Source organism: Micromonospora arida, assembly GCF_042873195.1.
GTDB classification, from domain to species: Bacteria; Actinomycetota; Actinomycetes; order Mycobacteriales; family Micromonosporaceae; genus Micromonospora; species Micromonospora arida.
In genome coordinates this window covers 61,477-86,688 of record NZ_JBIALC010000011.1, presented here as the reverse complement: position 1 = coordinate 86,688, position 25,212 = coordinate 61,477, and the positions used below count along the sequence as shown (strand labels likewise).

At 71.6% G+C, this 25,212-nt stretch carries 21 protein-coding genes; 13 read left to right on the top strand and 8 right to left on the bottom strand.

All coding sequences use genetic code 11. The features are described from left to right. The first annotated feature begins 1 nt into the window (after position 1). The 3 genes from ACFYP0_RS26445 (at position 2) to ACFYP0_RS26435 (ending at position 4,758) form a co-directional block, all read left to right on the top strand. Positions 2-256 carry a MoaD/ThiS family protein gene (locus ACFYP0_RS26445; RefSeq protein WP_356975507.1) on the top strand — a complete coding sequence of 85 codons (255 nt, stop codon included), beginning with the start codon at positions 2-4 and terminating at the stop codon, positions 254-256. A 13-nt stretch (positions 257-269) separates the two neighbouring features. Then, positions 270-1,517, top strand: coding sequence for a metallophosphoesterase (locus tag ACFYP0_RS26440; protein ID WP_355495512.1), 1,248 nt, complete (start codon positions 270-272; stop codon positions 1,515-1,517). Positions 1,518-1,578: 61 nt separating this feature from the next. Continuing rightward, complete coding sequence (locus tag ACFYP0_RS26435; protein ID WP_386997949.1) at positions 1,579-4,758, top strand: UvrD-helicase domain-containing protein; 3,180 nt, start codon at positions 1,579-1,581, stop codon at positions 4,756-4,758. 38 nt (positions 4,759-4,796) lie between these two features. Here the strand turns inward: ACFYP0_RS26435 and ACFYP0_RS26430 are convergent, their stop codons facing one another. Together ACFYP0_RS26430 and ACFYP0_RS26425 are read right to left on the bottom strand one after the other, a co-directional pair. Further along, positions 4,797-5,450: a prepilin peptidase gene (locus ACFYP0_RS26430; RefSeq protein ID WP_124859326.1), complete on the bottom strand. Its 654-nt coding sequence runs from the start codon at positions 5,448-5,450 to the stop codon at positions 4,797-4,799. Between the two features lie 10 nt (positions 5,451-5,460). After that, positions 5,461-6,465 carry an EamA family transporter gene (locus ACFYP0_RS26425; RefSeq protein WP_208741288.1) on the bottom strand — a complete coding sequence of 335 codons (1,005 nt, stop codon included), beginning with the start codon at positions 6,463-6,465 and terminating at the stop codon, positions 5,461-5,463. Between the two features lie 350 nt (positions 6,466-6,815). Between ACFYP0_RS26425 and ACFYP0_RS26420 the strand changes: the two genes are divergently transcribed. The 3 genes from ACFYP0_RS26420 to ACFYP0_RS26410 all read left to right on the top strand — a co-directional run bounded on the left by ACFYP0_RS26420 (position 6,816) and on the right by ACFYP0_RS26410 (position 9,630). Beyond that, on the top strand, positions 6,816-7,325 hold the full coding sequence (locus tag ACFYP0_RS26420; RefSeq protein ID WP_124860782.1) for an LppU/SCO3897 family protein: 510 nt from the start codon (positions 6,816-6,818) through the stop codon (positions 7,323-7,325). Between the two features lie 467 nt (positions 7,326-7,792). Beyond that, positions 7,793-8,242 (top strand): LppU/SCO3897 family protein, encoded by a 450-nt coding sequence (locus tag ACFYP0_RS26415; RefSeq protein WP_124860780.1) that lies wholly within the window; start codon positions 7,793-7,795, stop codon positions 8,240-8,242. A gap of 146 nt (positions 8,243-8,388) precedes the next feature. Further along, positions 8,389-9,630: an ATP-binding protein gene (locus ACFYP0_RS26410; protein WP_124860778.1), complete on the top strand. Its 1,242-nt coding sequence runs from the start codon at positions 8,389-8,391 to the stop codon at positions 9,628-9,630. Between the two features lie 24 nt (positions 9,631-9,654). Here the strand turns inward: ACFYP0_RS26410 and ACFYP0_RS26405 are convergent, their stop codons facing one another. After that, the gene (locus tag ACFYP0_RS26405; protein ID WP_124860776.1) at positions 9,655-10,203 is read right to left on the bottom strand and encodes a GNAT family N-acetyltransferase; all 549 of its coding nucleotides are present in this window, start codon (positions 10,201-10,203) and stop codon (positions 9,655-9,657) included. Between the two features lie 133 nt (positions 10,204-10,336). Between ACFYP0_RS26405 and ACFYP0_RS26400 the strand changes: the two genes are divergently transcribed. Both ACFYP0_RS26400 and ACFYP0_RS26395 read left to right on the top strand, forming a co-directional pair. Then, positions 10,337-10,882 (top strand): DoxX family protein, encoded by a 546-nt coding sequence (locus ACFYP0_RS26400; protein WP_112583895.1) that lies wholly within the window; start codon positions 10,337-10,339, stop codon positions 10,880-10,882. A 215-nt stretch (positions 10,883-11,097) separates the two neighbouring features. Then, entirely contained in the window at positions 11,098-12,564 is a 1,467-nt protein-coding gene (locus ACFYP0_RS26395) for a glycosyltransferase 87 family protein (protein WP_091396668.1), read from the top strand. A gap of 4 nt (positions 12,565-12,568) precedes the next feature. On the opposite strand, the gene ACFYP0_RS26390 is transcribed toward ACFYP0_RS26395, so the two are convergent. The 5 genes from ACFYP0_RS26390 to ACFYP0_RS26370 all read right to left on the bottom strand — a co-directional run bounded on the left by ACFYP0_RS26390 (position 12,569) and on the right by ACFYP0_RS26370 (position 18,570). Next, positions 12,569-12,997 carry a molybdenum cofactor biosynthesis protein MoaE gene (locus ACFYP0_RS26390; protein WP_091396665.1) on the bottom strand — a complete coding sequence of 143 codons (429 nt, stop codon included), beginning with the start codon at positions 12,995-12,997 and terminating at the stop codon, positions 12,569-12,571. Further along, positions 12,994-14,253 carry a molybdopterin molybdotransferase MoeA gene (locus ACFYP0_RS26385; protein ID WP_356975517.1) on the bottom strand — a complete coding sequence of 420 codons (1,260 nt, stop codon included), beginning with the start codon at positions 14,251-14,253 and terminating at the stop codon, positions 12,994-12,996. Before ACFYP0_RS26385 ends, ACFYP0_RS26390 begins: the two co-directional genes overlap by 4 nt. Positions 14,254-14,354: 101 nt before the next feature. Then, on the bottom strand, positions 14,355-14,825 hold the full coding sequence (locus ACFYP0_RS26380) for a MogA/MoaB family molybdenum cofactor biosynthesis protein (RefSeq protein ID WP_091397543.1): 471 nt from the start codon (positions 14,823-14,825) through the stop codon (positions 14,355-14,357). Beyond that, positions 14,822-15,313, bottom strand: coding sequence for a cyclic pyranopterin monophosphate synthase MoaC (gene moaC, locus ACFYP0_RS26375; RefSeq protein ID WP_355495499.1), 492 nt, complete (start codon positions 15,311-15,313; stop codon positions 14,822-14,824). Before moaC ends, ACFYP0_RS26380 begins: the two co-directional genes overlap by 4 nt. A 260-nt stretch (positions 15,314-15,573) precedes the next feature. Continuing rightward, positions 15,574-18,570 carry an AfsR/SARP family transcriptional regulator gene (locus tag ACFYP0_RS26370; RefSeq protein WP_356975519.1) on the bottom strand — a complete coding sequence of 999 codons (2,997 nt, stop codon included), beginning with the start codon at positions 18,568-18,570 and terminating at the stop codon, positions 15,574-15,576. A 795-nt stretch (positions 18,571-19,365) separates the two neighbouring features. Here ACFYP0_RS26370 and ACFYP0_RS26365 point away from each other — a divergent pair. The 5 genes from ACFYP0_RS26365 (at position 19,366) to ACFYP0_RS26345 (ending at position 25,189) form a co-directional block, all read left to right on the top strand. Further along, positions 19,366-21,897, top strand: a complete 2,532-nt coding sequence (locus ACFYP0_RS26365) for a putative bifunctional diguanylate cyclase/phosphodiesterase (RefSeq protein ID WP_356975521.1) — start codon at positions 19,366-19,368, stop codon at positions 21,895-21,897. Between the two features lie 50 nt (positions 21,898-21,947). Further along, on the top strand, positions 21,948-23,327 hold the full coding sequence (locus ACFYP0_RS26360; RefSeq protein WP_356975523.1) for a glycosyltransferase family 87 protein: 1,380 nt from the start codon (positions 21,948-21,950) through the stop codon (positions 23,325-23,327). 41 nt (positions 23,328-23,368) lie between these two features. Then, positions 23,369-24,001 carry a phosphoribosyltransferase gene (locus tag ACFYP0_RS26355; RefSeq protein WP_356975525.1) on the top strand — a complete coding sequence of 211 codons (633 nt, stop codon included), beginning with the start codon at positions 23,369-23,371 and terminating at the stop codon, positions 23,999-24,001. Between the two features lie 22 nt (positions 24,002-24,023). Further along, a complete protein-coding gene (locus ACFYP0_RS26350; RefSeq protein WP_091396643.1) occupies positions 24,024-24,407 on the top strand; it encodes a TFIIB-type zinc ribbon-containing protein in 384 nt (127 codons plus the stop codon). 104 nt (positions 24,408-24,511) lie between these two features. After that, complete coding sequence (locus tag ACFYP0_RS26345) at positions 24,512-25,189, top strand: maleylpyruvate isomerase N-terminal domain-containing protein (RefSeq protein WP_355495489.1); 678 nt, start codon at positions 24,512-24,514, stop codon at positions 25,187-25,189. Positions 25,190-25,212: the final 23 nt, after the last annotated feature.

The window sequence follows — 25,212 nt, the reverse complement described above, 5'->3', positions numbered from 1 at the left end:
CGTGGAGGGGACACCGCTGACCGTCCGCTACTTCGCGGGCGCCCGCGCCGCCGTCGGCCACGCCGAGGAGGCCATCCCCGCCGGGCGGACACTCGACGACCTCACGGCCGAGCTGACCCAGCGCCACGGCGACCGACTGGCCGCCGTGCTGCGGGTGGCGAGTTTCCTCGTGAACGGCGTCACCTGTCATGATCGTCAGGCACCCCTGCCGGCCGGGGCCACGATCGACGTCCTGCCCCCGTTCGCGGGCGGCTGAGGGAGGCGCACACATGATGGCGGTTCTGGGGTTCGTGGCTGTCCTCGCGCTGGTCACCGGTCTCATCCACCTCTATCTGTGGAAGCGGCTCGTTCGGGACACCACCACGCCGGGCCGCTGGCGACGGATCGGCGGGATCGCCGCCCTGGTGCTGGCCCTGCTCGTGCCGGTCACCATGGCCGGGACGCAGGCCGGGCTCTACTGGATCGCCTGGCCGGGCTACCTGTGGCTCGCGCTGATGTTCTACCTCCTGGTCGTACTGGTCGTGCTGGAAGTCCCGATGCTTGTCGCCCGGCTGGTGCTGCGCCGCCGGGTGGTCGCCGCGGAGCCGACCACCGCCGCGCCCGAGCCGGTGCTGGTCGGTGCCGCCGGGCCGACCGAGCCGCCGGCCGCCGGCGCCGTCGCGGCACCGGACCACGACCCGTCCCGTCGGTTGCTGCTGGCCCGTGGGGCGGCCATCTTCGCCGGCCTCACCGCCACCGGCACCGTGGGGTACGGCGTTCGCACCGCGCTCGGCCCGCCCCACCTCGACCGGGTGCGGATCCCGCTCGCCAAACTCCCCCGCAGCATGGACGGCCTGCGCATCGCCACCGTCTCCGACATCCACCTCGGCCCGCTGCGCGGCCGGGCGCACACCGAGCGGATCGTCGCCGCGATCAACCGGCTCGACGCGGACATCGTGGCTGTCGTCGGTGACCTGGTCGACGGGTCCGTCGCCGAGCTCGGCTCGGCCGCCGCGCCCCTGCGCGACCTGCGCTCCCGCTACGGCAGCTTCTTCGTCACCGGCAACCACGAGTACTACTCCGGCGTGGAGGAGTGGGTCCAGGAGGTCGACCGGCTCGGTCTGCGGGTGCTGCAGAACAGGCGGCAGGAGATCCAGGCCCGGGGCGGTGTGCTCGACCTGGCCGGCGTGAACGACCTGGACGCGACCGGCGGCACCGGCCTCGCCGCCGGGCCGGACTTCGCCGCCGCCCTCGGTGACCGCGACCCGAGCCGACCCGTGGTCCTGCTCGCCCACCAGCCGCTGGCGGCCAAGGAGGCGGCCCGGTACGGCGTCGACCTGCAACTGTCCGGGCACACCCACGGTGGGCAGATGGTGCCGTTCAACCTGGCCGTCGGGCTGGAGCAGCCGGTGGTCAGCGGGCTCGGCGAGGTCGACGGCACCAAGGTCTACGTGACCAACGGCGCCGGCTTCTGGGGGCCTCCGGTCCGGGTCGGGGCGGAGCCGCAGATCAGTCTGGTCGAGCTGCGCTCGGCATAGCGGAGGTCACGTCCGCGCGTGGCGGCGGGTGGCCGGCGCGGCGGGCGTGACAGGATGCGGCGTGCCCCCGTTCAGCGCCGTACCCCCCGGTGGCCTACCGCCATTCGTCGCGGACCTGCACATCCACTCGAAGTACTCGCGCGCGTGCAGCCGTGACCTCACCCTGCCGAACCTCGCGTGGTGGGCCCGGCGTAAGGGCATCGGCCTGCTCGGCACCGGCGACTTCACCCACCCCGCCTGGTACGACCACCTACGGGAGACGCTGCGCCCGGCCGAACCGGGGCTCTACCGGCTCGACCCGGAGGCGGAACGGAACGTCGCCCGTCGGCTGCCACCCCGACTCGCGCAGACCGCGGAGGCGGACCCGGTCCGTTTCATGCTGAGCGTGGAGATCTCCACCATCTACAAGCGGGACGACCGGACCCGCAAGGTGCACCACCTGATCTATCTGCCGGATCTGGACGCGGTGGCCCGGTTCAACACCGCGCTGGGCCGGATCGGCAACCTCGGCTCCGACGGCCGGCCGATCCTCGGGCTCGACTCCCGCGACCTGCTGGAGATCACCCTGGAGGCCAGCCCGGACGGATACCTGGTGCCGGCTCACATCTGGACCCCCTGGTTCTCCGCGCTGGGCTCGAAGTCCGGCTTCGACGCGATCGCGGACTGCTACGCCGACCTGGCCGAGCACATCTTCGCGGTGGAGACCGGGCTCTCCTCCGACCCCGCCATGAACTGGCGGGTCGGCAGCCTGGACGGCTACCAACTGGTGTCGAACTCGGACGCCCACTCGCCACCGGCCCTCGGCCGGGAGGCGACCGTGCTGACCGTGGAACGCGACTACTTCGCCGTTCGGGAGGCGCTGCGTACCGGTGACGGCCTGGCCGGCACGATCGAGTTCTTCCCGGAGGAGGGCAAGTACCACGCGGACGGGCACCGGCTGTGTGGGGTCAACTGGTCTCCGGAGCGCACCCGAGCCGCCGGCGGGCGCTGCCCCGAGTGCGGTAAACCCCTCACCGTGGGCGTCCTCAGCCGGATCGAGGAGTTGGCGGACCGCCCGGACGGGCACCGGCCGGCGCACGCACGGGACGTCACCCACCTGGTGCCGCTGGCCGAGATCCTCGGCGAGATCAACAAGGTGGGCGCCCGGTCGAAGAAGGTCGAGGGGCGGCTCAACGAGCTGCTGGCCACGCTCGGCCCCGAGCTGGAGATCCTGACCACGACGCCGCTGACCGAGGTCGCGCAGGCCGGCGGTGAGCTGCTCGCGGAGGGCATCGGGCGGCTGCGGCGCGGCGACGTCCGCCGGGTGCCCGGTTACGACGGCGAGTACGGCGTGATCACGCTCTTCGACCCGGCCGAGTTGGGCGCGCAGGAGACGCTGTTCGACGTACCGGTGCCGGCGCAGCGACGACCCGCGGAGTCGGCTCCCCGGGTCCCGGCCAAGCGCCCGGCGGCGACGAAGGCGGAGCCGAAGCGGAAGCCGGTCCCGGCACCCGCGCCGCCGATCGCGTCGCCGCCGTCTCCGCACGAGCCGTTCGAGCCGATGCTCTCCGGCATGGAGGAGGTCGGCACCGGCCTGCTGGACCGACTGGACGCCATGCAGCGGGTGGCCGCCTCCGCGCCCGGCGGTCCGCTGCTCATCGTGGCCGGTCCGGGCACCGGCAAGACCAGGACGCTCACCCACCGGATCGCGTACCTCTGCGCGGAGCTGAACGTCTTCCCCGAGCACTGCCTCGCGATCACGTTCACCCGGCGGGCCGCCGAGGAGCTGCGGCACCGACTCGACGGCCTGCTCGGCCCGGTCGCCGAGGACGTCACAGTGGGTACGTTCCACGCGTTGGGGTTGACCATCCTGCGGGAGAACGCCGGCGCGGCGGGTCTCCCGGCGGACTTCCGGATCGCCGACGACGCCGAGCGAGCGGCAGCACGCACCGAGGCCGGCGACGACAGCGCCGCGTACGTGTCGCTGCTGCGCAAGCAGGACCTGGTCGACCTGGACGAACTGGTGACCCTGCCGGTGGAGCTGCTGCGGGCCGACCGGAAGTTGGTCGAACGGTACCGGGACCGCTGGCGGTGGATCTTCGTCGACGAGTACCAGGACGTCGACGAGGTGCAGTACGAGCTGCTGCGGCTGCTCAGCCCAGCCGACGGCAACCTCTGCGCGATCGGCGACCCGGACCAGGCCATCTACTCGTTCCGGGGCGCCGACGTCGGCTACTTCCTGCGCTTCTCCGAGGACTTCACCGACGCCCGACTGGTCCGGCTCAACCGCAACTACCGCTCGTCGGCCCCGATCCTGGCCGCCGCCGTGCAGGCCATCGCGCCGTCCTCGCTGGTCCGGGGTCGACGACTGGACCCGGCCCGGCTCGACCCGGAGGCACCGCTGGTCGGGCGCTACCCGGCGGCGTCGGTGACCGAGGAGGCCGACTTCGTGGTGCGTACCGTCGACGATCTGGTCGGCGGATTGTCGCACCGTTCGCTGGACTCGGGCCGCATCGACGGCCGGTCCACCTCGCTGTCGTTCTCCGACATCGCCGTGCTGTACCGCACCGACGCGCAGGCCGCCCCGATCGTGGACGCCCTGACCCGGGCGAACATCCCCGTGCAGAAGCGTTCCCACGACCGGCTTCGGGACCGGCCCGGGGTGGCTGCCATCGCCCGCGAGCTACGGCACGCCGACGGTCTGGCCGGCCCACTGGCCGCCCGGGTGCGGCTGGCCGGTCAGGTGGTCGCCGAGCGGTTCGCCATGCCCACCCTGGACGGTGCCGGCAGCACCGTCCGTCCCGAGGATGTCCGCTCGGCCGTGGACCTGCTGACCCCGCTGGCCCGACGCTGCGGTGACGACCTGGAGGCCTTCCTGTCGCAGTTGGCCACCGGCGCGGAGGTGGACGCGCTCGACCCGCGTGCCGAGGCGGTCACGCTGCTCACCCTGCACGCCGCGAAGGGCCTGGAGTTCCCGGTGGTCTTCCTGGTCGGTGTCGAGGACGGGCTGTTGCCGCTGCGCTGGCCGGGCTCGACGCCCGACGAGGACGCCGTCGCCGAGGAGCGCAGGCTCTTCTTCGTCGGCCTGACCCGGGCCCAGGACCGGCTGTACGTCAGTCACGCCGCCCGCCGCACCCGGCACGGCACCGAGCGCGACTGCGCACCGTCGCCTTTCCTCAACACCATCGACCCGGGCCTCTTCGAACGCTTCGGCGAAGCCGAACCCCGCCGCCCCAAGGACCGCCAACTCCGCCTGATCTGACCCCCGGTCCCCCACGCCCCACGCCAGGGCGGGGGCGGTCAGTCAAGGAGGATGGCAAGCCAGGCGCCCAGCAGCAGGGCCGGGCCAAGGGGCAGCAGGGTGTTCCGGTGCACCTTTCGGGCGGCGAGCAGGCCGAGCACCAGACCGCCGTGCAGCACGTGCGGCAGGAGCAGCCCGGCCAGCAGGGCGTCCCACCCCAGCCAGCCGAGCGGCAGGCCGAGGACGGCGGCGAGTTTTACGTCCCCGAAGCCCAGCCGTGAGGCGGGCAGCAGAGCCAGCAGCACGTGCGCCGCGCCCGCGACCGCCGCACCTCCCAACGCGCCGAGCAGCCGGCCGGGAGTGCCGGACAGCAGCGCCGCGGTGGTCAGACCCCCGAGGGCCAGCAACCCGGCGACGAGCACCAGCGGGTCGGGCAGCCGCAGGCAGGCCAGGTCGACCCGCGCCAGCACCAGGCCGACCGCCGCGACCGCGAGGAAGACCGGCAGCGCCGGGTCGTCACCCACGGCGATGGCAAGGCCGGCAAAGGCGCTGCCCGCCACCATCGGGTCGACCCAGGGACGTCGGACCGGCTGCGGCCCTGGAAACGCCCATGGCCGGGCGTCCGCCGTGGCGAAGCGCCGCGACACCAGGGGTACGACGAGGCCGACCAGCGCGCCGAGCAGCGCGATCGACACCAGTGCGGCGGCCGACATGGGCCGGACGTTACTGGCGGTCGCGCTCCGGCGTGTCCCCCGATCGTGATCCCGTGCCCGCCCGACGCGGCCGTTCGGTGGTCACCACCAGGGCGACACCGGCGACGATGACAGCACCGCCGAGCAGCACCTGCGGGGTGATCGGCTCGGCCACCAGCAGCGCGCCGAGCGCCACCGCGACCGCCGGGTTCACGTAGGCGTACGTCGACACCAGCGAGATCGGCGCGTTGTGCAGCAGCCAGACGTACGCGGTGAAGGCCACCAGCGAGCCGGCCACCATGAGGTAGCCCAGCGCCAACCAGGACCGGGTGCTCACCGCCGCCGGATGGAAGTCGGCCAGTTCGCCCCGACCGGCGGCCAGGGCCACCAGCACCAGCGCGCCGGCCATCATCTCGTACACCGTGGCCACGAACGGGTCGGCGGGCATCCGGATCCGTCCGGACAGGAAGGACCCGACCGACCAGGAGGTGGCCGCCGCCACCACGGTCAACGCCCCGAGCAGCGGCACCGCTGCCGAACTACCGCCCGGCAGCATCAGCAGGATGAGGCCGACGAAGCCCAGGGTGACCCCGGCGAACGTCCAGATCGGCGGCCGGTCCCCGGTGGCCGAGCGCAACAGCACCACCAGCAGCGGCACCGTGGCCAACAGCAGCGCGGCGATCCCGGACGGCACCGCCACTCCCGGCGGCCCCGATTCGGCGAGCACCACCAGGCCGTTGCCAGCGGTGAGCAGGAGCACCCCGACCAACGCGGCCGAGCCGAGTTGCCGTCGGTCCACCCGCAGCGCGCCGGGGCCTCGACGCAGTCGCAGCACCACCGCAAGGACCAGGCCGGCCACGGCGAACCGGAGGGCGGCCGACAGCAGCGGAGGCATCGTCTCCACGGTGATCCGGATGGCCAGATAGGTCGACCCCCACAGTACGTAGACCACGATCAACGCGGTCCAGATCAGGGTCGGCGTGCTGCTGGCACGACGGCCGGCGAAGGCCGTGGTGCTCGGTGGAGGTGAGCTCATCAGTGGACCACGCTACGGTGGCCCGGAGTCCGCGTCGCGGTTTGGTGGCCGGCTTCTCACCACTTGTGCAGGAGGGCGGCATGACGAACTACGGACAACCGGGGAGCGGCCACCCAGGGCCGTGGCGTGGGCAAAGGCCCGACGAGACGCCCGGTCGACCGGCGCAGCAGCCCTACCCGCCCGCGTCGGAGCCCTACCCGCCGGCGATCCCGTCGTACCCGCCCGCACCGCAGGGGCGACCCGGACCGTACGGCGGCCCGCCCAACCCGCCCTATGGTGGCGGGACGGACACGCCCTACGGCCACGAGCCCCGCACGCCCTACGGCGGCTCGTACCAGCCGACCCCACCGATCCCGCCGTACGGCGGGCAGCCGTACCGACCCGACGACCCGTACGGCGAGGATCCGGCACCGAGCCGGCGCGGTCGGGGGCCGTTGATCGCGGTACTGGCCGTCGTGTTGCTGGTGGTGGCCGTCGCCGGCACGTTCTGGTTCCGCCGTGGGCAGAGCGACCCGGCGCCGGCAGCCGCGCCGAGCAGCTCGGCGGTTGCCGGTGAGCCCAGCGCGGGCGCGGTCGAGCCCGCGCCGAGCGCGGCCGCGCCGGAGTCGTCGGCCGATCCCCGGTTCGCGAAGGTCGGCCAGTGCGTCCGCAACGACGGCACCGCCGGCGGCAAGCCGAAGCTGCTGATCAGCGGCTGCACCGCGAAGTCGTACGAGGTGCTGAGCCGGATCGACGGTCCGACCAGCGGCGAGCGGGACGCCGAGGCCAAGTGCGGCAAGGTCGAGGGCTACACCAACTGGTATTTCTTCGACAGTGAGCTGGACACTCTCGACTTCGTCCTCTGCCTCAAGCAACGCTGAGACCATTCACCCCCGGGGATGACATGACGACCTACGGACCTGCGGGTTCCGATCAGCCGGACGATCCGTACCAGCGCCCACCCAATGGGCCTGACAGCTCACCACCGGTCGACCCGACAGTGCCCCAGTGGAGCACCCCGCCGCCTGCCGACGACCCGACCCGGCAGCAGTGGGGTCCGCCACCGACCGGCGCGGAGCCACCGACGGCACCCATGTGGGCGCCGCCGCCCACCAACCCGGAGCCGCCGACCACGCCGATGTGGGCGCCGCCGCCCACCAACCCGGAGCCGCCGACCACGCCGATGTGGGCGCCGCCGCCCACCTCGGGCTCGGGCTACCCACCGCCCGGGCCGTTCCCACCGGCCGGGCCGTACCCACCGGCGGGCCCGATGCCCGGTCAGCCGGCCGGACCGATACCGGGTCAGCCACCCGCGCCGTGGGGTCAGCAGCCCGCCGGCAGCTACGGGATGCCGCCCGTCGAGCCGGCGAAGAAGACTGGCCGCAACGTCGCTCTCATCATCACGGTGGTGGTGCTGCTCGTGCTCTGTCCGTGCCTCGGCCTGGCCGGATGGGCGGTCTGGAAGGTGGCCGACGCTGGCAGTGACGCGGCGCGTACCCCGTCGACGAGCGCCCCGGGCGTTCCACCCGCGCTGCCCAGCGACGCCCCGACGTCGGCCGCCCCGACTCCGGACGAGGAGTTCGCCAGAGGTGACTGCGTGGTGAACGACGGCAGTGAGACCGATGCGGAACTCCGCAAGGTGCCCTGCGGCCCGAACACCTATCAGGTGCTGCTGCGAATTCCGGCGACCACCGACGGCGACCGGTGCGAGACGCTCGCGCCACAGGCGACCGCGAACTACGTGCACGACAACTCGGTCGACCTCTTCGACTACGTGCTCTGTCTGAAGGAGCGCTAGCTGATCAGTGGCCCGATTGCCAAAACTAGGGCTGTCTAGCGTCCACGCTAGACAGCCCTAGTTTGTGCTCGACGGTCTCGACACGCCGGTAGCCCCATCTATCCATGTCTAGCCTCGCAGCTAGATGGCCCGATAATCTGCGATGCGTGGATCCGGTCCGCAACCCGTACGCGCCGGGCGCCGGTCAGCGTCCGCCCGAACTCGCCGGGCGGGGGCGAGAGCTGGACGTCTTCGACATCGTGCTCGAGCGCATCGCCCGGGGCCGACCCGAGCGCAGTCTGATGCTCACCGGGCTGCGTGGCGTCGGCAAGACGGTTCTGCTCAACACGCTCCGGTCGCAGGCGATCAACCGGCTCTGGGGCAGCGGCAAGATCGAGGCTCGACCGGACCAGTCGTTGCGCAGACCGGTCGCTGCCGCGCTGCACATGGCGGTCCGGGAGCTCGCCCCCCGCCACCGCGCACCGGACCGGATCGACGCGTTCCTCGGCGTCCTCAAGGCGTTCGCCCAGCGTTCCAACCCGACCGGCCGGGCCGGTGCCGCCACCAAGCTGCGCGACCGGTGGCAGCCCGGCATCGACGTGCCGGCCGCCAGCGGTCGGGCCGACTCCGGCGACATCGAGATCGACCTGGTCGAACTGTTCAGTGACGCCGCCGCCGTGGCCAGCGACGTCGGCACCGGCATCGCCATCTTCATCGACGAGATGCAGGATCTCGGCCCGGAGGACGTGTCGGCGCTCTGCGCCGCCTGCCACGAGCTGTCCCAGCTCGGCGCGCCGCTGATCGTCGTCGGCGCCGGCCTACCGCACCTGCCGGCCGTGCTCAGCGCCGCCAAGTCGTACTCCGAACGGTTGTTCCGCTATCAGCGCATCGACCGGCTCGACCGGATCGCCGCCGACCGGGCGCTCTGCGCGCCCGCCGAGCGCGAGGAGGTCGAGTACGAGCAGAAGGCACTCGACCTGCTCTACGAGAAGTCCGGCGGCTATCCCTACTTCGTCCAGGCGTACGGCAAGGCCACCTGGGACCACGCGCCACACTCGCCGATCACCGCCGCCGATGTGCGGGTCGCCGCGCCCGAGGCGGAGGCCGAGTTGGCGGTCGGGTTCTTCGGTTCCCGGTTCGAACGGGCCACTCCCGCCGAGCGCGAGTACATGCGGGCGATGGCCATGATGTCCGCGGTCGAGGGCGAGCCCGGCTCGGTGGTCCGCGACGACATGGACGCCGCGGTGCCCACCGCGGAGATCGCCCGTGCCCTCGGCCGCAAGCCGGCCAGTCTGTCCCCGGCCCGGGACGCGCTGATCAAGAAGGGGCTGATCTACTCCGGCGAGCGGGGCACTGTCGCCTTCACCGTCCCCCACTTCGGCCGGTACCTGCGGACGCAGCCGGCCTGACCTGCAACGATCACGTCGACCCGGTCAGACCTTCGACCAGGGCGCCGGAAAGAGCACCTCACCGCGAGGCGGGGGGCCCTCCTCGCTGGTGGACGGCGGCAGCACCAGCGACTGCCAGGGTTCACCGAGGCCGGCCCACGGCCCGGTCAGGCCCAGCTCACTCGCCGGGCCGAACCCGAACCGGCGGTAGAAGACCGGGGCACCGAGGACGACCACGAGCCGCTCGCCCAACTCGGTGGAGGCGTCCAGGGCGGCCTGCACGACCGCCGTGCCGTGCCCGACACGCTGTCGGTGCGGGGCGACCGCCACCGGGCCGAGGGCCAGAACGGGCACGTCCGAGCCTCGCTCCGGCCGCAGCCGCACCCTGGTGAGCAGCGCGTAGCCGACCACCTCACCGCCGTACTCGGCGACCATGGCCAACTCCGGCAACCAGGCGGTGGTGTCGCGCAGCTCGTCGACCAGGCTGACCTCCGGCGGCGTCGCCACGTCCGGGCGGGCGAAGGCGGCGGCCAGTACGCGGCGGACCGGGCCGGCGTCGGCCGGGTCCTCGGGGCGTAGCCGCAGCGTGGTCACCCGCGCGACGTTACCCGCCAGCGCCCGTCCATCCGTGACGGTCGCTCGATTCGGCGTGGCGTACGTGTACGAACACCAATCCGATCCTGCGGTTGACGGGGTAGCAAACGTCGCGACGGGGTATGACTGATCCATGACGCCCGTACGCTCCCTCGCCCGCGCCATGCTGAGCGGCATCTTCGTGGTCAGCGGGTATCGCAACTTGCGCGACCCCGGCCGGCTCGCGGTGGCCGCCAAACCGGTGACCGACAAGGTCGCGCCAGTGCTCAAGAAGGCACACCCGAGCTTCCCCACCGAGACCGAGACGTTGATCCGGCTCAACGCGGCCGTGCAGGTCAGCGCCGGTCTGATGCTGGCCACCGGCCGGTTCAGCCGACCGGCGGCGCTGGTTCTGGCCGGCACGCTGGTCCCGGTGACCATCGCCGGACATCCCTTCTGGAACAACGACGACCCGATCGCCAAGAACAACAACCAGATTCATGTCCTGAAGAACCTCGGGCTCCTCGGCGGTCTGCTGCTCGCCGCTGCGGACACCGGTGGCAAGCCGGGCCTGCGGTGGCGGACGGGCCATCGCATCGGCCACTCTCGACGTTCCATGCAACGCGCGGTCCGGACCGCCCGCCGCGAGGCCCGAATCGCCGTCCGCTCCGCGTCCACCGCACGTCGACTCCCCGGCTGACCTGCGTCGATCCGTCTCCGTCTCACCCCCACCCTTCGCTAAGGCCACGAATTACCTGAACCACCCGGTAGGCGTTAACGCGGTGGAAATGTCAAAAACATGTGTGGGATCGGACACGGTCGCATAACGCGGGAGGCACTGACGTGAGGCGCCGTTCTAGGCTCCGTGCAGGACCTGGACGGGTAGGACGACCTTGGTACGGGGGTGGCCACGCCATGCCGACGGATGTCGGTAGACGGGCGGACCGCCTCGCCCCAATCCAACGTGTGACACGCGGGATCGACCGCGTGACGCGCGGGATCGATCGCAGGAACGTCGTACGGGGCGCCATCGTGGCCGCCGTCGCCTATGCCGCATGGCTTGCCATCGGCACCTTCGGGCGGCCGTACAACTTCTTCGACATGAAGATCTACCACGGTGCCGTGGTGTGGTGGGCGAGCGGTCACGAGCTCTACGAGTTCATCGCGCCCGAAACCACACTCGGGTTCACCTATCCGCCCTTCGCCGGGCTGGTCATGCTGCCGATGGCGCAGCTGCCGATCGGTGCGGCCGGCCTGGTCAACGCCGCCGCCAGCATCGCCGCCCTGGCGCTGGTGCTGGCCGGGCTGCTCCGACCCATCGTGGACCGACTGGGGTGGCCACTGTGGTTCACGGTGGCACTCGCGGTGCCGCTCGCGGTCGCCATCGAGCCCGGTCGGGAGACGCTCGGCTACGGCCAGGTCAACATCCTGCTGTTCGCCCTGATCATGGCTGACCTGATCGGCCTTCGCTGGCGGTCCCGCCGGGGCACCCACTACGCCGCCACCGACGGCCCGCTGCTGCGCTTCATCTACGGCGGAGCCTGGGCGGGAGCCGGTATCGGCCTCGCCACCGCGGTCAAGCTCACCCCGGCGCTGTTCATCGCCTACCTGCTGATCACCCGTCAGTGGCGGGTGGCAGCCACCGCCATCGGCACCACGATCGGCGTGACGTTGGGGACCTTCGCGATCGTCGGTGACGAGTCGCGGACCTACTTCGGCAGCGTGCTGTGGCAGACCGAACGGGTCGGCGCGGCAGACATGACGCCCAACCAGTCCCTCGCCGGCCTGCTCGCCCGGCTTTACGACTCGATCGAGACTCCAGGGCTGCTCTGGCTCGCCTTCTCGGTGCTGGTCCTGGCGCTGGGCCTGTCCCGGGCGGCCAGTTCCCGCGCCGACGGTGACGAGCTGACCGCCTTCACGTTGGTCGGTCTCACCGCGAACGTGATCAGCCCGATCTCCTGGACACACCACCTGGTCTGGGTGATCCCGGCGATCATCGTGCTGGCCGACGCCGCCGTGCGTCGCCGCGAGGCGAGCCGGGGGATGCCGCAGCGCTCCGGCCAGGGGCCGGTCTTCGGCGGTCTGCCCGGGGTCAACGGGCTCCGCCCGCCGATCTGGTACCCGACGCTGACCGGGCTCCGCCACGGCTTCGCCGCGATCGGGCTCTACCTGCTCTTCCTGATCTCGCCGATCTGGCCGTACGAACACCAACTGCCGGAGATGTCGCACTACCAGGACGGCCTGTTCGGGGCACTGATGGAGAACTCGCTCGCGCTCGCGCTGATCGTCCTGGTCGCCGCGCTGCCCTGGCGGCCAGGCGCGGAGCCGGCGTTCTACGGCGACCGGCTCGCCCGGGCCGTTGTGGTCAACGGCCGCCGCTGAGTGGTCAGGGGCAGTTGACCCATTCCTCGGTGCCGTCGGTGAAGACCTGCCGCTTCCAGATCGGCAGTCGCGCCTTGACCTCGTCGACCAGTCGGGCGCAGGCCGCGAAGGCCGCCGCCCGGTGCGCGGTGCTCACCGCCGCGACCAGCGCCACGTCACCGATCACCAGGGGGCCGACCCGGTGCGAGACCGCCACCGCGTAGACGTCGGGCTCCGCGGCGATCTCGGCGGCCACCTCGCGCAGCACCTGTGCGGCGCTCGGATGCCCCTCGTACTCCAGGCTGGTGACCTGGCGGCCGTGGTCGTGGTCGCGGACCACGCCCTGGAACGACACCACGGCGCCGGCCCGGCGGTCGGCGACCGCCGCCTCGTGCGTGGCGAGATCGAGCGGCTGGTCGGTGACCTCGCCGAAGGTGATCGCTGGTGCGGTCACGATGCACGCTCCCCCGGAAACAACGGCAGTGGCACGATCGGCACCCGGTCGCCCGGCTCACCGCTGGTGCCTGGTCGGATGACAGCGAACCCGTCCGCGCCGGCCAGACCCCGCAGCATCGCCGAGCCGACGTGACGGACCGGGAACGCGACGCCGGCGGACCGGTCCAGTCGGACCAAGGCCAGGTGGGTGTGGTCGCCGCGACCGGGCACCGCCTCGGCCAACGTGACCTGCGGCAGCACCGGCATCGACCGGCCCTGGAGGCCGGCGAGCAGCGGGACGACGAGCGACACCAGCGCCACGATGGCCGACTGCGGGTTGCCCGGCAGCCCGGCCACGAACCGGGCTCGCCCGTCGGGGCCGGTCAGCCGGGCCAGCAGCATCGGGAAGCCCGGGCGGACCGCCACCGTGTTGACCACGTAGTCGGCGCCGAGCGCCTCCAGGGTCGGGTGCAGGTGGTCGACCGGGCCGTTCATCGTGCCACCGGTGGTGCAGACCAGATCTGCGTGGCCGAGCGCCGAACGTAGGGCCGCCACGTGCGCGGGCAGCGTGTCGGCCACCGGGCCGACCACGTCGGATGGGCGGACCTGGCAGCCGTACCGCCGCAGCCAGGACGGCACCGCGGGGCCCAGCGCGTCGCGGATGCGACCGGCCGCGGGCGGGCCCGCCGTCAGCAGTTCGTCGCCGAAGACCAGCAGCGCGGCGCGCGGCGCCCGCCGGACCCGCAGCGTGTCGTGCCCGCAGGCGGCGGCCAGACCGATCACCGCCGGGTCGACCGGCGTGCCGGCCGGCAGCAACTCCTCATCGGCGTACGCCTCCTCGCCGGGGTTGCGCCACTCGGGCGTCTCCCGGGGAGTGCCGCTGATCAGGCCGGTGGTGGATGCGGCTGACTCCTCGACGCGGAGCACGGCGGTGGCGCCCTCGGGCACCATCGCGCCGGTCGCGATCTCGACTGTGGTGTCGTCCTCGGTGAGCGGCGCGGGGGTGCTGCCGGCCAGGACCCGGCCGACGACGCGCCACGGCCCACCGCCACGCACCGCCCAGCCATCCACGCTGGAGGTCGGGAACGCCGGCAGGTCGGTGCGGGTGGTCAACGGCTCGGCCAGGGTCGACCCGTCGGTGTCGACAAGTGGTCGGGCGGCGGCGGGCAGCGCGGCGGCCAGACCGACCGCGTAGACCCGCGAACGGGCTTCTTCCCACCCGGCTGGCGGTGGTGCGGTGACCCGATCCGCGGTGGGTGCGGTTTCCGTGCTCACCGACCGAGCCTATCGGCACGGACCGACAGCCGTCGGGGCCTGGCGCGCGCCGGTCACCGGTCGCCACCGCGAAGCGGTCAGTGGCAGCCGTGGCGAAGCGGTCAGTGGTCCCCGCCGCGGAGCTGGTCGACGGTGTGGCCGAGGATCGGCCCGAGAACGGCCAGGCCATCGCGGGCACCGCCGGTCGACCCGGGCAGGTTGACGACCAGCATCCGACCGGCGACCCCGGCCAGGCCCCGGGACAGCACCGACGTCGGCACGCGGTCACGACTGTGCGCACGGATCGCCTCGGCGATGCCGGGGATCTCGTAATCCAGCAGGCCCCGGGTCACGTCCGGGGTCCGATCCGTCGGGGTCACCCCGGTGCCACCGCTGGTCAGCACCACCTCGACACCGTCGGCGCGGGCGGCCCGCAGAGCGTCGCCGACCGGCTCACCGTCGGGCACCACCACAGGGTCGTCGACCTGGCAGCCCAGCTCACGCAGGCCGGCGACGAGCAGCGGCCCGCTGGTGTCGGCGTAGACACCGGCCGCGGCCCGATTGGAAGCGACGATCACCCGGGCCCGGATCACGGCCGGTCCTCCGGCCGAACCCACTCGCCGGTCTTGCCGCCCTCCTTGCGCAGCACCCGGACCGCCTCGACCGAGGCCGCCGGGTCGACCGCCTTGACCATGTCGATCAGGGCGAGACCGGCGACAGCAACAGCCGTCAGTGCCTCCATCTCCACCCCCGTCCGGTCCGCCGTGCGGGCAGTGGCCGTGATCTCCACGGTTTCGGCGGTCAGCCGCAGGTCGACGGTGACACCGTGCAGGGCGATCGGGTGGCAGAGCGGGATCAGATCAGGAGTGCGCTTGGCCCCCATGATCCCGGCGAGCCGCCCGACGGCCAACGCGTCACCCTTGGGCAGCCCGTCGCGGTGCAACAGGTCGATGACCTCGGGCGTGGTCCGCAAGCGGCCGGCCGCGACGGCCAACCGACCCGTCACCGCCTTGGCGGAGACGTCGACCATGCGGGCCGCGCCGGCGCGATCGACGTGGCTGAGCTGCGCGGGTTCGGTCACGGTCGTGAGCCTATCGGTGCGGTACGACGGCGGTCGGAAGGAGCGACGTCAGGCTGACGACGCACCGGGTGCTGACGGCGCAACGGCCCGACGCCGCTCCTCCCTCACCAGCCCGCCGAAGAGGTCTCTGGGGGGACCCAGCAGCGGGCGCGTGTCGACGACCCGGTTCTGCCCAGGGGCAGAACCTCCCCCGTTCGCCGATACGGCCGGTAAGTTACCGGGCCGGGCGATAAGAAATCGATAAGGGCCGTTCAACCTGGTCAGGGACCCGAAACCACAGTTCTGGAAGCCAGCTCGGCGAGGCGGCGTTCGGCCTCGCAACGCTCTGGCACCCCCATCCGCCGGAAGATCGCCAACGCCCGCTCCCAGTGCCGTCGCGACTCGACCGGATCGACGCGGACGAAGTGTTCGGCAAGCCCGGCCAGCGCCCGACCCTGCTCGTGCGGGTGCGCAATCCGAGTAGCCAGCCGCAACGCCTCCTGGTGCACCTCGTACGCCTCCCCGCCTCGCCCCTGCGCCAGCAGGGTGCGGCCGAGTTCGTTCAACGCAGCCGCCTCGACGTGTCGCTCTCCCGAACCGATCGCCAGCCTCCGGGCCAACTCGTGTTCCTGCTGCGCCTCCACCAGCCGCCCCAGCCCGCGATAGGCAATCCCGAGGTCGTTGCGCACCTCGGCCTCGGCGTACCGATGGCCGGTGCGATCGCGCAGGGCCAACGAGGCCATGAGGATCCGGATCGCCTGCGGAACGTCGCCCATTCGGAGGCGTACGGCGCCGATGTGGCTGAGAGCGTTGAGCGTGTGGAACTCGTCCGAGTTCGTCCGGGCCCACGCCAGGTGCAGGCGGTGTATCCGCAACGCCTCCTCGTAACGCCCCAGGGCCGAGAGCGCCAAGCCGAGATTCGGCAGCAGGATGGACCCTCCGACTTTCCCATACGCCTTGTAATCTCGCAGACACTCGAGGCCGAGCGTCACCGACTCGGACAGGTGACCGCTCCACCAGTAGACGGCGGCGAGGTTCGCGCGGTACCGGGCCGGGTTCAACACGTCTCGTGAGTCGCGGGAGAGCTCGACCGAGCGGGTCAGGTGCTCGAGCGCCCCCTGCTTGTTCCCGGTTCGGACGTAGGCGGATGCCAGATAGTTGTTCATCAGCGCGAGCGCATCGACGTCACCGGCAGCCTCCGCCGCTTCCAACCCATGACGGTGGGTCAGGATGATGTCTTCGAAGTACCCGCGGATGTAGCAGAAACGCCAGAGAGCGCGGGCCAATTGCCAGCAGTGCTGGTAGAACCCCGATTCGCGTGCCGACAACACCATCGTCACCAGGTCCGTCCGCTCGGCCTCCAGCCAGTCAACCGTCGGCTCCCCGATGGCCTCGACGAGTTCGAGCTGTCCGGACGGAGTGTGCGTCACCTGGGATCTGATGACGCCCGGCTCCAGCAGATCGGCGACCTTCAGGACGATCTCCAGCGTGAAGTCGAACAGCCGAGCCAGTCCGAGTCGGCGGTCCTTCGAGGAGTCGGTACCAGAGCACAGGTCGATGGAGTACTGCCGCATGAGGTCGTGCAGTCGATATCGCGTCGAATCCAGGTCCTCCACGAGGTTCCGATCGACGAGGTCGTCGAGCGCCGCGCGAGCCTCCGCGATCGTCAGCCCGGTCAGCGCGGCGACTGCCGGCGCGCTGAAACGGCTACCGGGATACAGGCCCAGGAACCGGAAGACACGCTTGGTCGAACTCGTAAGCGGCTCATAGGAAGCGGCGAAGGCCCCGGTGACAGTGCTCTCCTCCTGAGCCAGATGGTGCAGCACTGGAGCATTGCCAGCCATCTGCCCGGCCAGGTCCGCCAACCGCCAGCCACGCCGATGCGCCAGCCTGGCACCGGCCAGCCGAATCGCCAGAGGGAGGTACCCGCACCGACGTACCACCTCGGCGGCCGCCAGCGGTTCCGCCTCGACCCTGTCCCGACCGACGCTCACGCGGAGCAGATCCACGCTCTCCTGAGGGCTCATCACCGGCAGCGTCCGCGACGGTCCGGCATCCGGATGGGAGAGCCGTCGCCGCGAGGTCACCACCACGACGCTGGTCGGCTCCGCCGGCAGCAGGGGCATGATCTGCTCGCTACTCGCGGCGTTGTCGAGAACCACCACTGCCCTGCGGCGGGCCAACTCCTGTCGCCACAACTCCACTCTGTCGTCGAACTCCACCGGAACCCGGTCGGCCGGCACCCCAAGCTGTCGAAGCAGAGTGAACAGAGCAGCGGCCGGCTCGATCCGGTTCTTGTCACCGTGCCCGCACAGGTCGATGAACAACGCGGCGTCCGGGTATCGATCGAACAGCCGACGGGCGAGGTGCACGGCGAGGGCCGTCTTCCCGCTGCCCGCCATGCCGTCGATGATGTGTACGGCCGGCACCCGCTCCTCGACCCGCCGGGTTTCCGCCAGCAGCCGCAACACCACGTCCCCTCTGCCGACGAAGTCGGTGACCGCCCGGGGGAGGTGATCGACCGGGCTGATTCGAGCCGCCTGCGCCGATGCCGCCCCGCCCGCTACCGAACGCGCCCGGCCGGTTCCCCCGACCCGTACGACGGCACCCCCCGAAGCTGGGCGCGACATCGCGGTGACGATGGAGCGGCGCAACTCCTCGAGGTTGCCCCCGGGGCCCACCCCCAGCTCCGTGGTCAGCGTTGCTCGAATCTCGTCGTACGCCGCCAGCGCCTCCGCGTTGTCTCCCCGCTCGTACAGGGCCCGCATGAGGAGGACGTAGGCCGGCTCGCGGAGAGGATGGCGGACCACCACTTCACGCAACAGTGAAATCGCCAGGTCGTCCCGGCCCGATCGCAGGTGGACGTCGGCGAGAAGTTCCACGGTCAACAGCCGCTCCTCCTCGACTGCGACAGTTCGGGAGGTGAGGACGGGCCCAAGCGGAACGCCGGCCAGCATCGGTCCCCTCCACCGAGCCAGGGCGCGCTCCAGTAGCCCACGGGCACGGTCCAGGTGGCCACCCGTCACCGCTTCTCGACCCGCGTTCCGTTCCAGCTCGAAACGAAAGAGATCTACCCGTTCGGGGTCAACGGCGAGTCGATACCCGTTGTGTTGGCGCACGATGGCGCCCTGGCCGGCTGGGTGAGCCTCGAAAGTCCGGCGCAGATTGGCGGCATAGGTCCGCACATTGGCTACGGCCGATCGCGGTGGGCGACCGTCCCATAACTCATCGACGAGGTCGCCCACTGTCACCAGCAGTCCGGGCTGAACGGTGAGCATTGCGAAGATTGCCTGCTGTTTGGGTGTACCAAGGCGCAGCGTGCGGGTAGACAGTTGCACCGAAAGGCCGCCCAGAACCTGAATCTCCACCCGCCCCCGCCAGCCGTATCAGGTATTCAGCCGATCACCCAACGGAGTGTACGACCCCGTGACGTGGCCTACCGCTCACAGGGTGATATGAGCGATCGCTGGGTGTCCGGAAGTGACGCGAGGAGCTGCTCGAATGCCAGTCCGACACCGCACGGTGCCGGCCGCAACTTGCACGGCCGCCTGCCCAAACGCGGTTCTCCACCCGCCCGTAGCCACGCCCCTGACCGAAGATTGGCACCATTGCCCGCCCACTTGGGCACCCTGGGCCGGACCAACTCTGCCCATGCCGCCCTTACGCCTGACCAAACTCCGGATGAGGCATCTCCTGAAGAACCCTCAGACTCATGGAATAAGGCGTCCCATAACCTGGTCAGATACCGTCCGCAGTTGCAAGGTGCACTTGAATCCAGCGCCGCAAGCTCGACCGCACTCCGTTCAGTAACGATGGACAGAACGTAATAAACAGGCTTCAACTTGGCTAATGTTGCGCATACCGACATTTATTTCTTCTAACCTGCCCTTCCTGCTCTTAAGCTGCCTTTCAGATGACGACCTCCCCTCGGGGGCAGGTAGTCGAATTGGCGCAGCGGGAGAAGGGGGCAACGCGATGCGTGGCACCGACTGGAACTGACAAGTTCGACACAGGACTTCTGAGGGCCCGAGCAGTAGGCTGCGAGAACGCGCAGGCAGTCCTCCGGGAGCGGCATGACCCTTCCTCAGCGACGAGAGAATGAGACCGATCGGCGGCTGTTGCTGCTCGTCGGTCTCGTCGTCGTTGTTGCCGCGGTCATCGTCGTCACGTCCCTCCCGGCCGCAGTGCGTTCGGCGAAGCCGGAGACGGTGAACGACGTTGCGGTCCTGGTCATGCTCACCCTCATGATCGCGTTGGGCACGCTGGTCAAGGCCCGGGTACGGATCCGGTCGACGACCCAGTCGATCAGTTGGAACGAGACAGCGATCATCGTCGGTGCGGCCATCGCTCCGACCTCGGTGGTCGTGCTCTGCACCGCGGTCGGGATCGCCCTCGCCTCGCTTCGCCTCACACCGATGAAGCTGGCCTTCGGTATCGGCAAGAACGTCATCGTGGCCTGGGGCGCCGGCACGGCACTCGCGACGACGACCTGGACCTGGCCGCCCACCGGTACGACCCCCCTGACGCTGCTGGGGCCGTTGGCGCTCGCCTATCTGGTCGCGGCACTCCTGGACGATCTGCTCGCCATCCCGGTCATCGCACTCGCCTCCCAGACCAGGGTCGCGAAGCACTTCCGCAGCGATCTCGACCTTCGGCTCGCCGGCTTCGCCGTGCGGTTCGCCGTCGCGGCCTGCACGCTACTGATCATCCGGATCGACCCCCGGCTACTACTCGCCGTCCCACCCCTGGTCCTGAGCCTGCACCTGGCCTACTCCGCGCGCATCCGAGGCCGCACCGAGCAGCAGGCGTGGCAGCGGCTCGCCCGCACCACCGACGCGCTCAACGTGGTAGACCTGGACAACGTCCTCACCACCGCCGTCACCCAGGCCGCCGAGTTGTTCTCCGCCGACGAGGTCGAGATCGAGCTGCGCGACGGCGGCCGCACCGTACGCGGCGGCACCGGCGGCATCACCTTCGACGGCTCGACCGGCACGCCCACCGACGTGGACGGCACCGTCGTCCCCGCACCGCTGGAAGGCCACGACCGGACGGTCGACGTCGGCATGCTTCGGCTGCGCTTCCGCGGCCCGGTGCAGCTCTCCGAGCGGGAGCAGTACACCCTGCGCACCTTCGCCTCCGCGCTCTGCACGGCCGTCCGCAACGCCCAGGCGTACGCCGAACTGGCCCGGGTCGCCGACGAGCACGCGTACGCGGCCTCGCACGACGCGCTGACCGGCCTGGCCAACCGCCGGCACCTCCTCGACGAGGGCACCGAACAGTTGAGCACCCGCCACGCCGACGGGGTGACCGCGCTGGTGCTGATCGACCTCAACCATTTCAAGGAGGTCAACGACACGCTCGGGCATGCCGCCGGCGATCAGGTGCTGGTGCAGGTGGCCGACCGGTTGCGGGGTGCGGCCCAGCCGAGCGACCTGGTGGCCCGCCTCGGCGGCGACGAGTTCGCCGTACTCATGCGCGGTCTGCCGGCCCCGGCGGTCGCCGCGCACCGGGCCGAGACTCTGCTCGCCGCCCTGCACGAGCCGTTCGATCTGGACGGCATGCGAATCAGCGTCGAAGCCAGCGGCGGGATCTCCGGCGCACCGTCCAACGGCGGCATGGCCGAGTTGCTGCGCCGCGCCGACGTGGCCATGTACCAGGCGAAGCGGGCCGGACAGCGGATCTCCACGTACGCCCCGACCCGCGACACCGCCGACCTCGGTCGCCTCACCCTCGGCGGTGACCTGCCACGCGCGGTCGCCGACCACGAGTTCGTCGTCAACTTCCAACCGATCGTCGACCTGGGCACCGGTGAGGTGACCAGCGCTGAGGCGCTGGCCCGCTGGCACCACCCCACCCACGGCCTGATCGACCCGCTGCGGTTCCTGGAGGCGGTGGAACGGTCCGGGCTGCTGCCGGCCTTCGCCGAAGCGATCCTCGACCAGGCGCTGATCGCGGCGGTGAGTTGGCGCGACGCCGGCTTCGACGTACCGGTCGCGGTCAACGTGTCCCCGCGCAGCCTGCTCGACGCGCGGTTCCCGGGCTCGGTGCTGGCCCGCCTCCGCGCCCACGACCTACCACCGGACCGGCTGGTCCTGGAGCTGACCGAGACGCTGACCCTCAGCCAACTCGACGTGGTCGACCGGGTGCTCAGCCGACTACGCGACGAGGGAGTCCGGTTGGCGTTGGACGACTTCGGCACCGGCTACTCCTCCCTCTCATTGCTTTCCCGAATCCCGGTTCACGAGCTGAAGATCGACCGGAGCTTCGTGACGACGATGGAGAGCTCGGCGGAGGCCGCCGCCGTCATCCGCTCCACCCTCGACCTGGGTCGCAGCCTCGACCTGGACGTGGTGGCCGAGGGGGTGGAGAGCGAGCCGCAGCGGCGGGCCCTCTGGGAGTTGGGCTGCGTCGCCGGCCAGGGGCATCTGTTCGCCCGGCCGATGCCGTCCGGCACCCTCCTCGCGGCGATGCAGCGCGGCTCGGGCGGCCGACCGGGCACCCTCGCCGCGCCGCTGCACGACACCGGGGCGGTGATCCGGTTGAGCCAGAACCGCCGCCAGGCCGGCCGCTCCAAGCCCGACCGCCTGCCACACCTGCCCGCCTGAGCAGGCATCGCCCCGCTGCGCGGGCAGCCCGGTCTGCCAGACTGTCGCGCGTGATCGTCGACGACCCGACCGCCCACCGCAGTCGCTGGCACTGGCGCACGCTCGACAACGCCGCCGGCGGGCTCGCCCTCGACCTGGGCCTCTACGCCGTGTCGGCCGCCTTCGCCGCGATCACCGCGGTCACGTCCACCCTGCTGCCGCACCGCGCCTGGGGCGCGGTCGCCGCCGTCGGCTACCTGCTCGCGACGCTGACGGTGATCGCCCAACTTCTGCTGCGTCGACGCTCTCCAACCTCCCGGCTGACCGGTCTGCCAGCCCGCTGGGCGGTCACCGGTCTCGCCTGGGCCACCACCACACTGCTGCCCCTGGCCTGGCAGAGCATCGACCGGGCCGGTGGGCGCACCGACCGGGCCCAGGAGGAGGTACTGGTCGTGGAGCAGGCCGGCAGCCGCCTCCTGGAACACGGCACGCCATACCTCGGACCCGACGCCATCGCCGCCCTGCCGCCGGGCGAGCAACTGATGGGCTACACCCCGTACCAGCCCGGCATGGCGATGTTCGGCCTGCCCAGAGCACTGCTCGACACCTGGTGGACCGACTCCCGCGTCTGGTTCGCGGTGGGCACCGCGCTGGCGCTCGCCCTGGCCGTGGCCGCCCTGCGCAGAACACCAGCCACCGCCGGCCAGGCCACCACGGGCGAGGCCACCGCCGGCCAGGCCACCGCCGCCGCGACCCACCGGCGGGACGCCGCCCTGCTGCGCGGCGTGCAGGCCGCCACCGTACTGCCGATCTGCGCCCTCACCCTCGCCACCGGCGGCGACGACCTACCCGTACTCGCGCTCTGCCTGCTGGCCCTCGCGTTCGCCGCCGCCGACCGACCCGGCCGGGCCGGCCTCGCGGTCGGGCTCGCCGGCGCGCTGAAGCTGTTCGCCTGGCCGGTGGCGCTGGTCCTGATCGTCTGGGGCCTGACCCGACGCGCCGGCACCCGAGTCGCCGTCGGCGCCATCGGACTGCCCATCGCCGCACTACTGCCAGCGCTGCTGGTGGACCGCGACGCCCTCACCGAGAACGTGCTGCGCTTCCCCCTCGGCCACGGGCTGGTCACCAGCCCCGCACAGTCCCCGTTCCCCGGCTACCTGATCGCCACCGCGCTACCCGCCGGCCGGCTGATCGCCGCCGGGCTGCTGGTCGCCGCCGGTGTGGCCATCGCCGTCCGGCTCGCCCGCCGCCCGCCCCGCACTGCCGTCGCCACCGCGCTCATCTGCGGGTACGGGCTACTCACCGCCATCGCCCTGATGCCCTCGACCCGCTTCGGCTACCTGCTGTACCCGCTGGCCCTGCTGACCTGGGCTCCCGCCCTGCACCGCCCGGGCGACACACCGGCCGCCGCGGTTGCCGATGAGGGGTCCGGTCGGACCACTTCGGGGTAACTTCCGCGCGAGACCGCGCGTCAGGGCGTAAACCTGAGGGCATGACCACGTACCGCGACCGGGCCGACGCCGGCCGGGTGCTCTCCGAACGGCTCACCGCACTCATCGGCGAACCGGACGTCGTCGTCCTGGGCCTCGTCCGTGGCGGCGTGCCGGTCGCCAGGGTCGTCGCCGAACGCCTCGGCGCACCACTGGACGTGCTGGTCGTCCGCAAGCTCGGCATGCCGTGGGCCCGGGAGGTCGCCTTCGGCGCACTCGGGCCGGGCGGTGTCCAGGTGCTCAACGACGCGGTGGCCAGCCGACTCAGCAGCGACGACATCGCCGAGGTCCGCCACCGGGAGCAGGCCGAACTGGAGCGCCGGGAACGGCTCTACCGGGGCGACCGCCCACAGCTTGACCTCACCGGGCGGACCGCCGTGATCGTCGACGACGGCCTCGCCACCGGCGCAACCGCCCGCGTCGCCGTCGAGGTCGTCCGCCAACTCGGGGCACACCGCGTCGTGGTCGCGATCCCGGTCGGTGCGCAGGAGGCGTACGAGCTGCTCGCCGCCGAAGCCGACCAGGTCATCTGCGCGCAACGCCCGGCCGACTTCGGCGCGGTCAGCGTCTACTACGACGATTTCCACGAGGTGTCCGACGAAGAAGTCACCGAGGCGCTCACAGCAACTGCATAGGTCCACCAGGTACCGTCGGGCGATGAGTAGCCTCACCTGTCCCAAGTGTCACGGAGAAATGCGCCAGTACGAGCGCAGCGGCGTCGTCATCGACCAGTGCGGGGAGTGCCGAGGCATCTTCCTGGACCGCGGCGAGCTGGAGAAGCTGTTCGAGGCGGAGGCCAACTGGAGCCGCCAACAGACCGGCGGCGCGCCAGGGCAGCCCGCGCAGCAGCCGGCCGGCTACCCGCCCCCGCCGCCCCCGCCGCACCAGCCCGGTTACGGCGCCGTCCCGCCGCCGCCCCCGCCCGCCCACGGCTACCCGCCGCAGCCGGCCTACGGCCACCAGCAGCAGCAGCACCACGGCTACCACGGCCACTACCGGCAGAAGAAGCGCAAGGGCTTCCTCGACGAGATGTTCGGCTGATCCCAGGCCGACCTCCCGCCCGGGTCGATCACGCGTCGGCCCGGGCAAACCACCCGGGCCATTGATCGTTGGCGGGCGCGATGCTTCGTGCGAGGCTGAGTCGCATGACCGCGATCCGACCGGACGAGGCGCTGGCCCAGGCGTACGACGGCATCACCGCGGTGGTCGGGGGCCTGGACGATGCCGGCCTGCAACGAGCCACCCGCTGCCGGGGCTGGCTCATCGCCGACCTGCTCCTGCACGTGCTCGGCGACGCCCAGAGGGCACTCGTCACCCTGGCCAGCCCCGTCGACGGCCCCGCCGACGTCGACGACGTGAGCTACTGGCGTGACTTCCCCGGAAACGACGACGAGGCCGTCGGGCACGCCTGGTGGGTCCGCCGCTCGGCTGCGGCCTTCGACCGTCCGAGCGGAATCGTCGGGCTCTGGCGGGACACCGCCCCGGCCGCGGTCCGCGCCGCCACGTCAGCCGACCCCGAGGGGTACGTCACCACCCAGGGACACGTGCTGCGCGTACCGGATTTCCTCGCCACCCTGACCACCGAGGCCGCCGTCCACCACCTGGACCTGACGCTGGAACTGCCCGAAGCGCCGCCGCCCGGCCCACTGGCCGTACAGGTCGCGGTAGCGACAATGGACGGCCTGCTCAGCGACGACACCGTTCGACCCGCCGCGTGGGACGACAACGACTTTCTGCTGAAGGCCACCGGGCGCGTACCGCTGACCGACCGGGACCGGCTGGAGTTGGGTGAGTCGGCGGGCTGGTTCCCACTGCTCGGCTGACCGACGACAGGTTGCCGCGTCGG

Coding starts and splice junctions, on each gene's coding strand:
- ACFYP0_RS26440 (WP_355495512.1), top strand. CDS start 270: ATGATGGCGGTTCTGGGGTTCGTGGCTGTCCTCGCGCTGGTCACCGGT.
- ACFYP0_RS26430 (WP_124859326.1), bottom strand. CDS start 5,450: ATGTCGGCCGCCGCACTGGTGTCGATCGCGCTGCTCGGCGCGCTGGTC.
- ACFYP0_RS26425 (WP_208741288.1), bottom strand. CDS start 6,465: ATGAGCTCACCTCCACCGAGCACCACGGCCTTCGCCGGCCGTCGTGCC.
- ACFYP0_RS26415 (WP_124860780.1), top strand. CDS start 7,793: ATGCCGCCCGTCGAGCCGGCGAAGAAGACTGGCCGCAACGTCGCTCTC.
- ACFYP0_RS26400 (WP_112583895.1), top strand. CDS start 10,337: ATGACGCCCGTACGCTCCCTCGCCCGCGCCATGCTGAGCGGCATCTTC.
- ACFYP0_RS26395 (WP_091396668.1), top strand. CDS start 11,098: ATGCCGACGGATGTCGGTAGACGGGCGGACCGCCTCGCCCCAATCCAA.
- ACFYP0_RS26370 (WP_356975519.1), bottom strand. CDS start 18,570: ATGCTCACCGTTCAGCCCGGACTGCTGGTGACAGTGGGCGACCTCGTC.
- ACFYP0_RS26365 (WP_356975521.1), top strand. CDS start 19,366: ATGACCCTTCCTCAGCGACGAGAGAATGAGACCGATCGGCGGCTGTTG.
- ACFYP0_RS26355 (WP_356975525.1), top strand. CDS start 23,369: ATGACCACGTACCGCGACCGGGCCGACGCCGGCCGGGTGCTCTCCGAA.
- ACFYP0_RS26350 (WP_091396643.1), top strand. CDS start 24,024: ATGAGTAGCCTCACCTGTCCCAAGTGTCACGGAGAAATGCGCCAGTAC.
- ACFYP0_RS26345 (WP_355495489.1), top strand. CDS start 24,512: ATGACCGCGATCCGACCGGACGAGGCGCTGGCCCAGGCGTACGACGGC.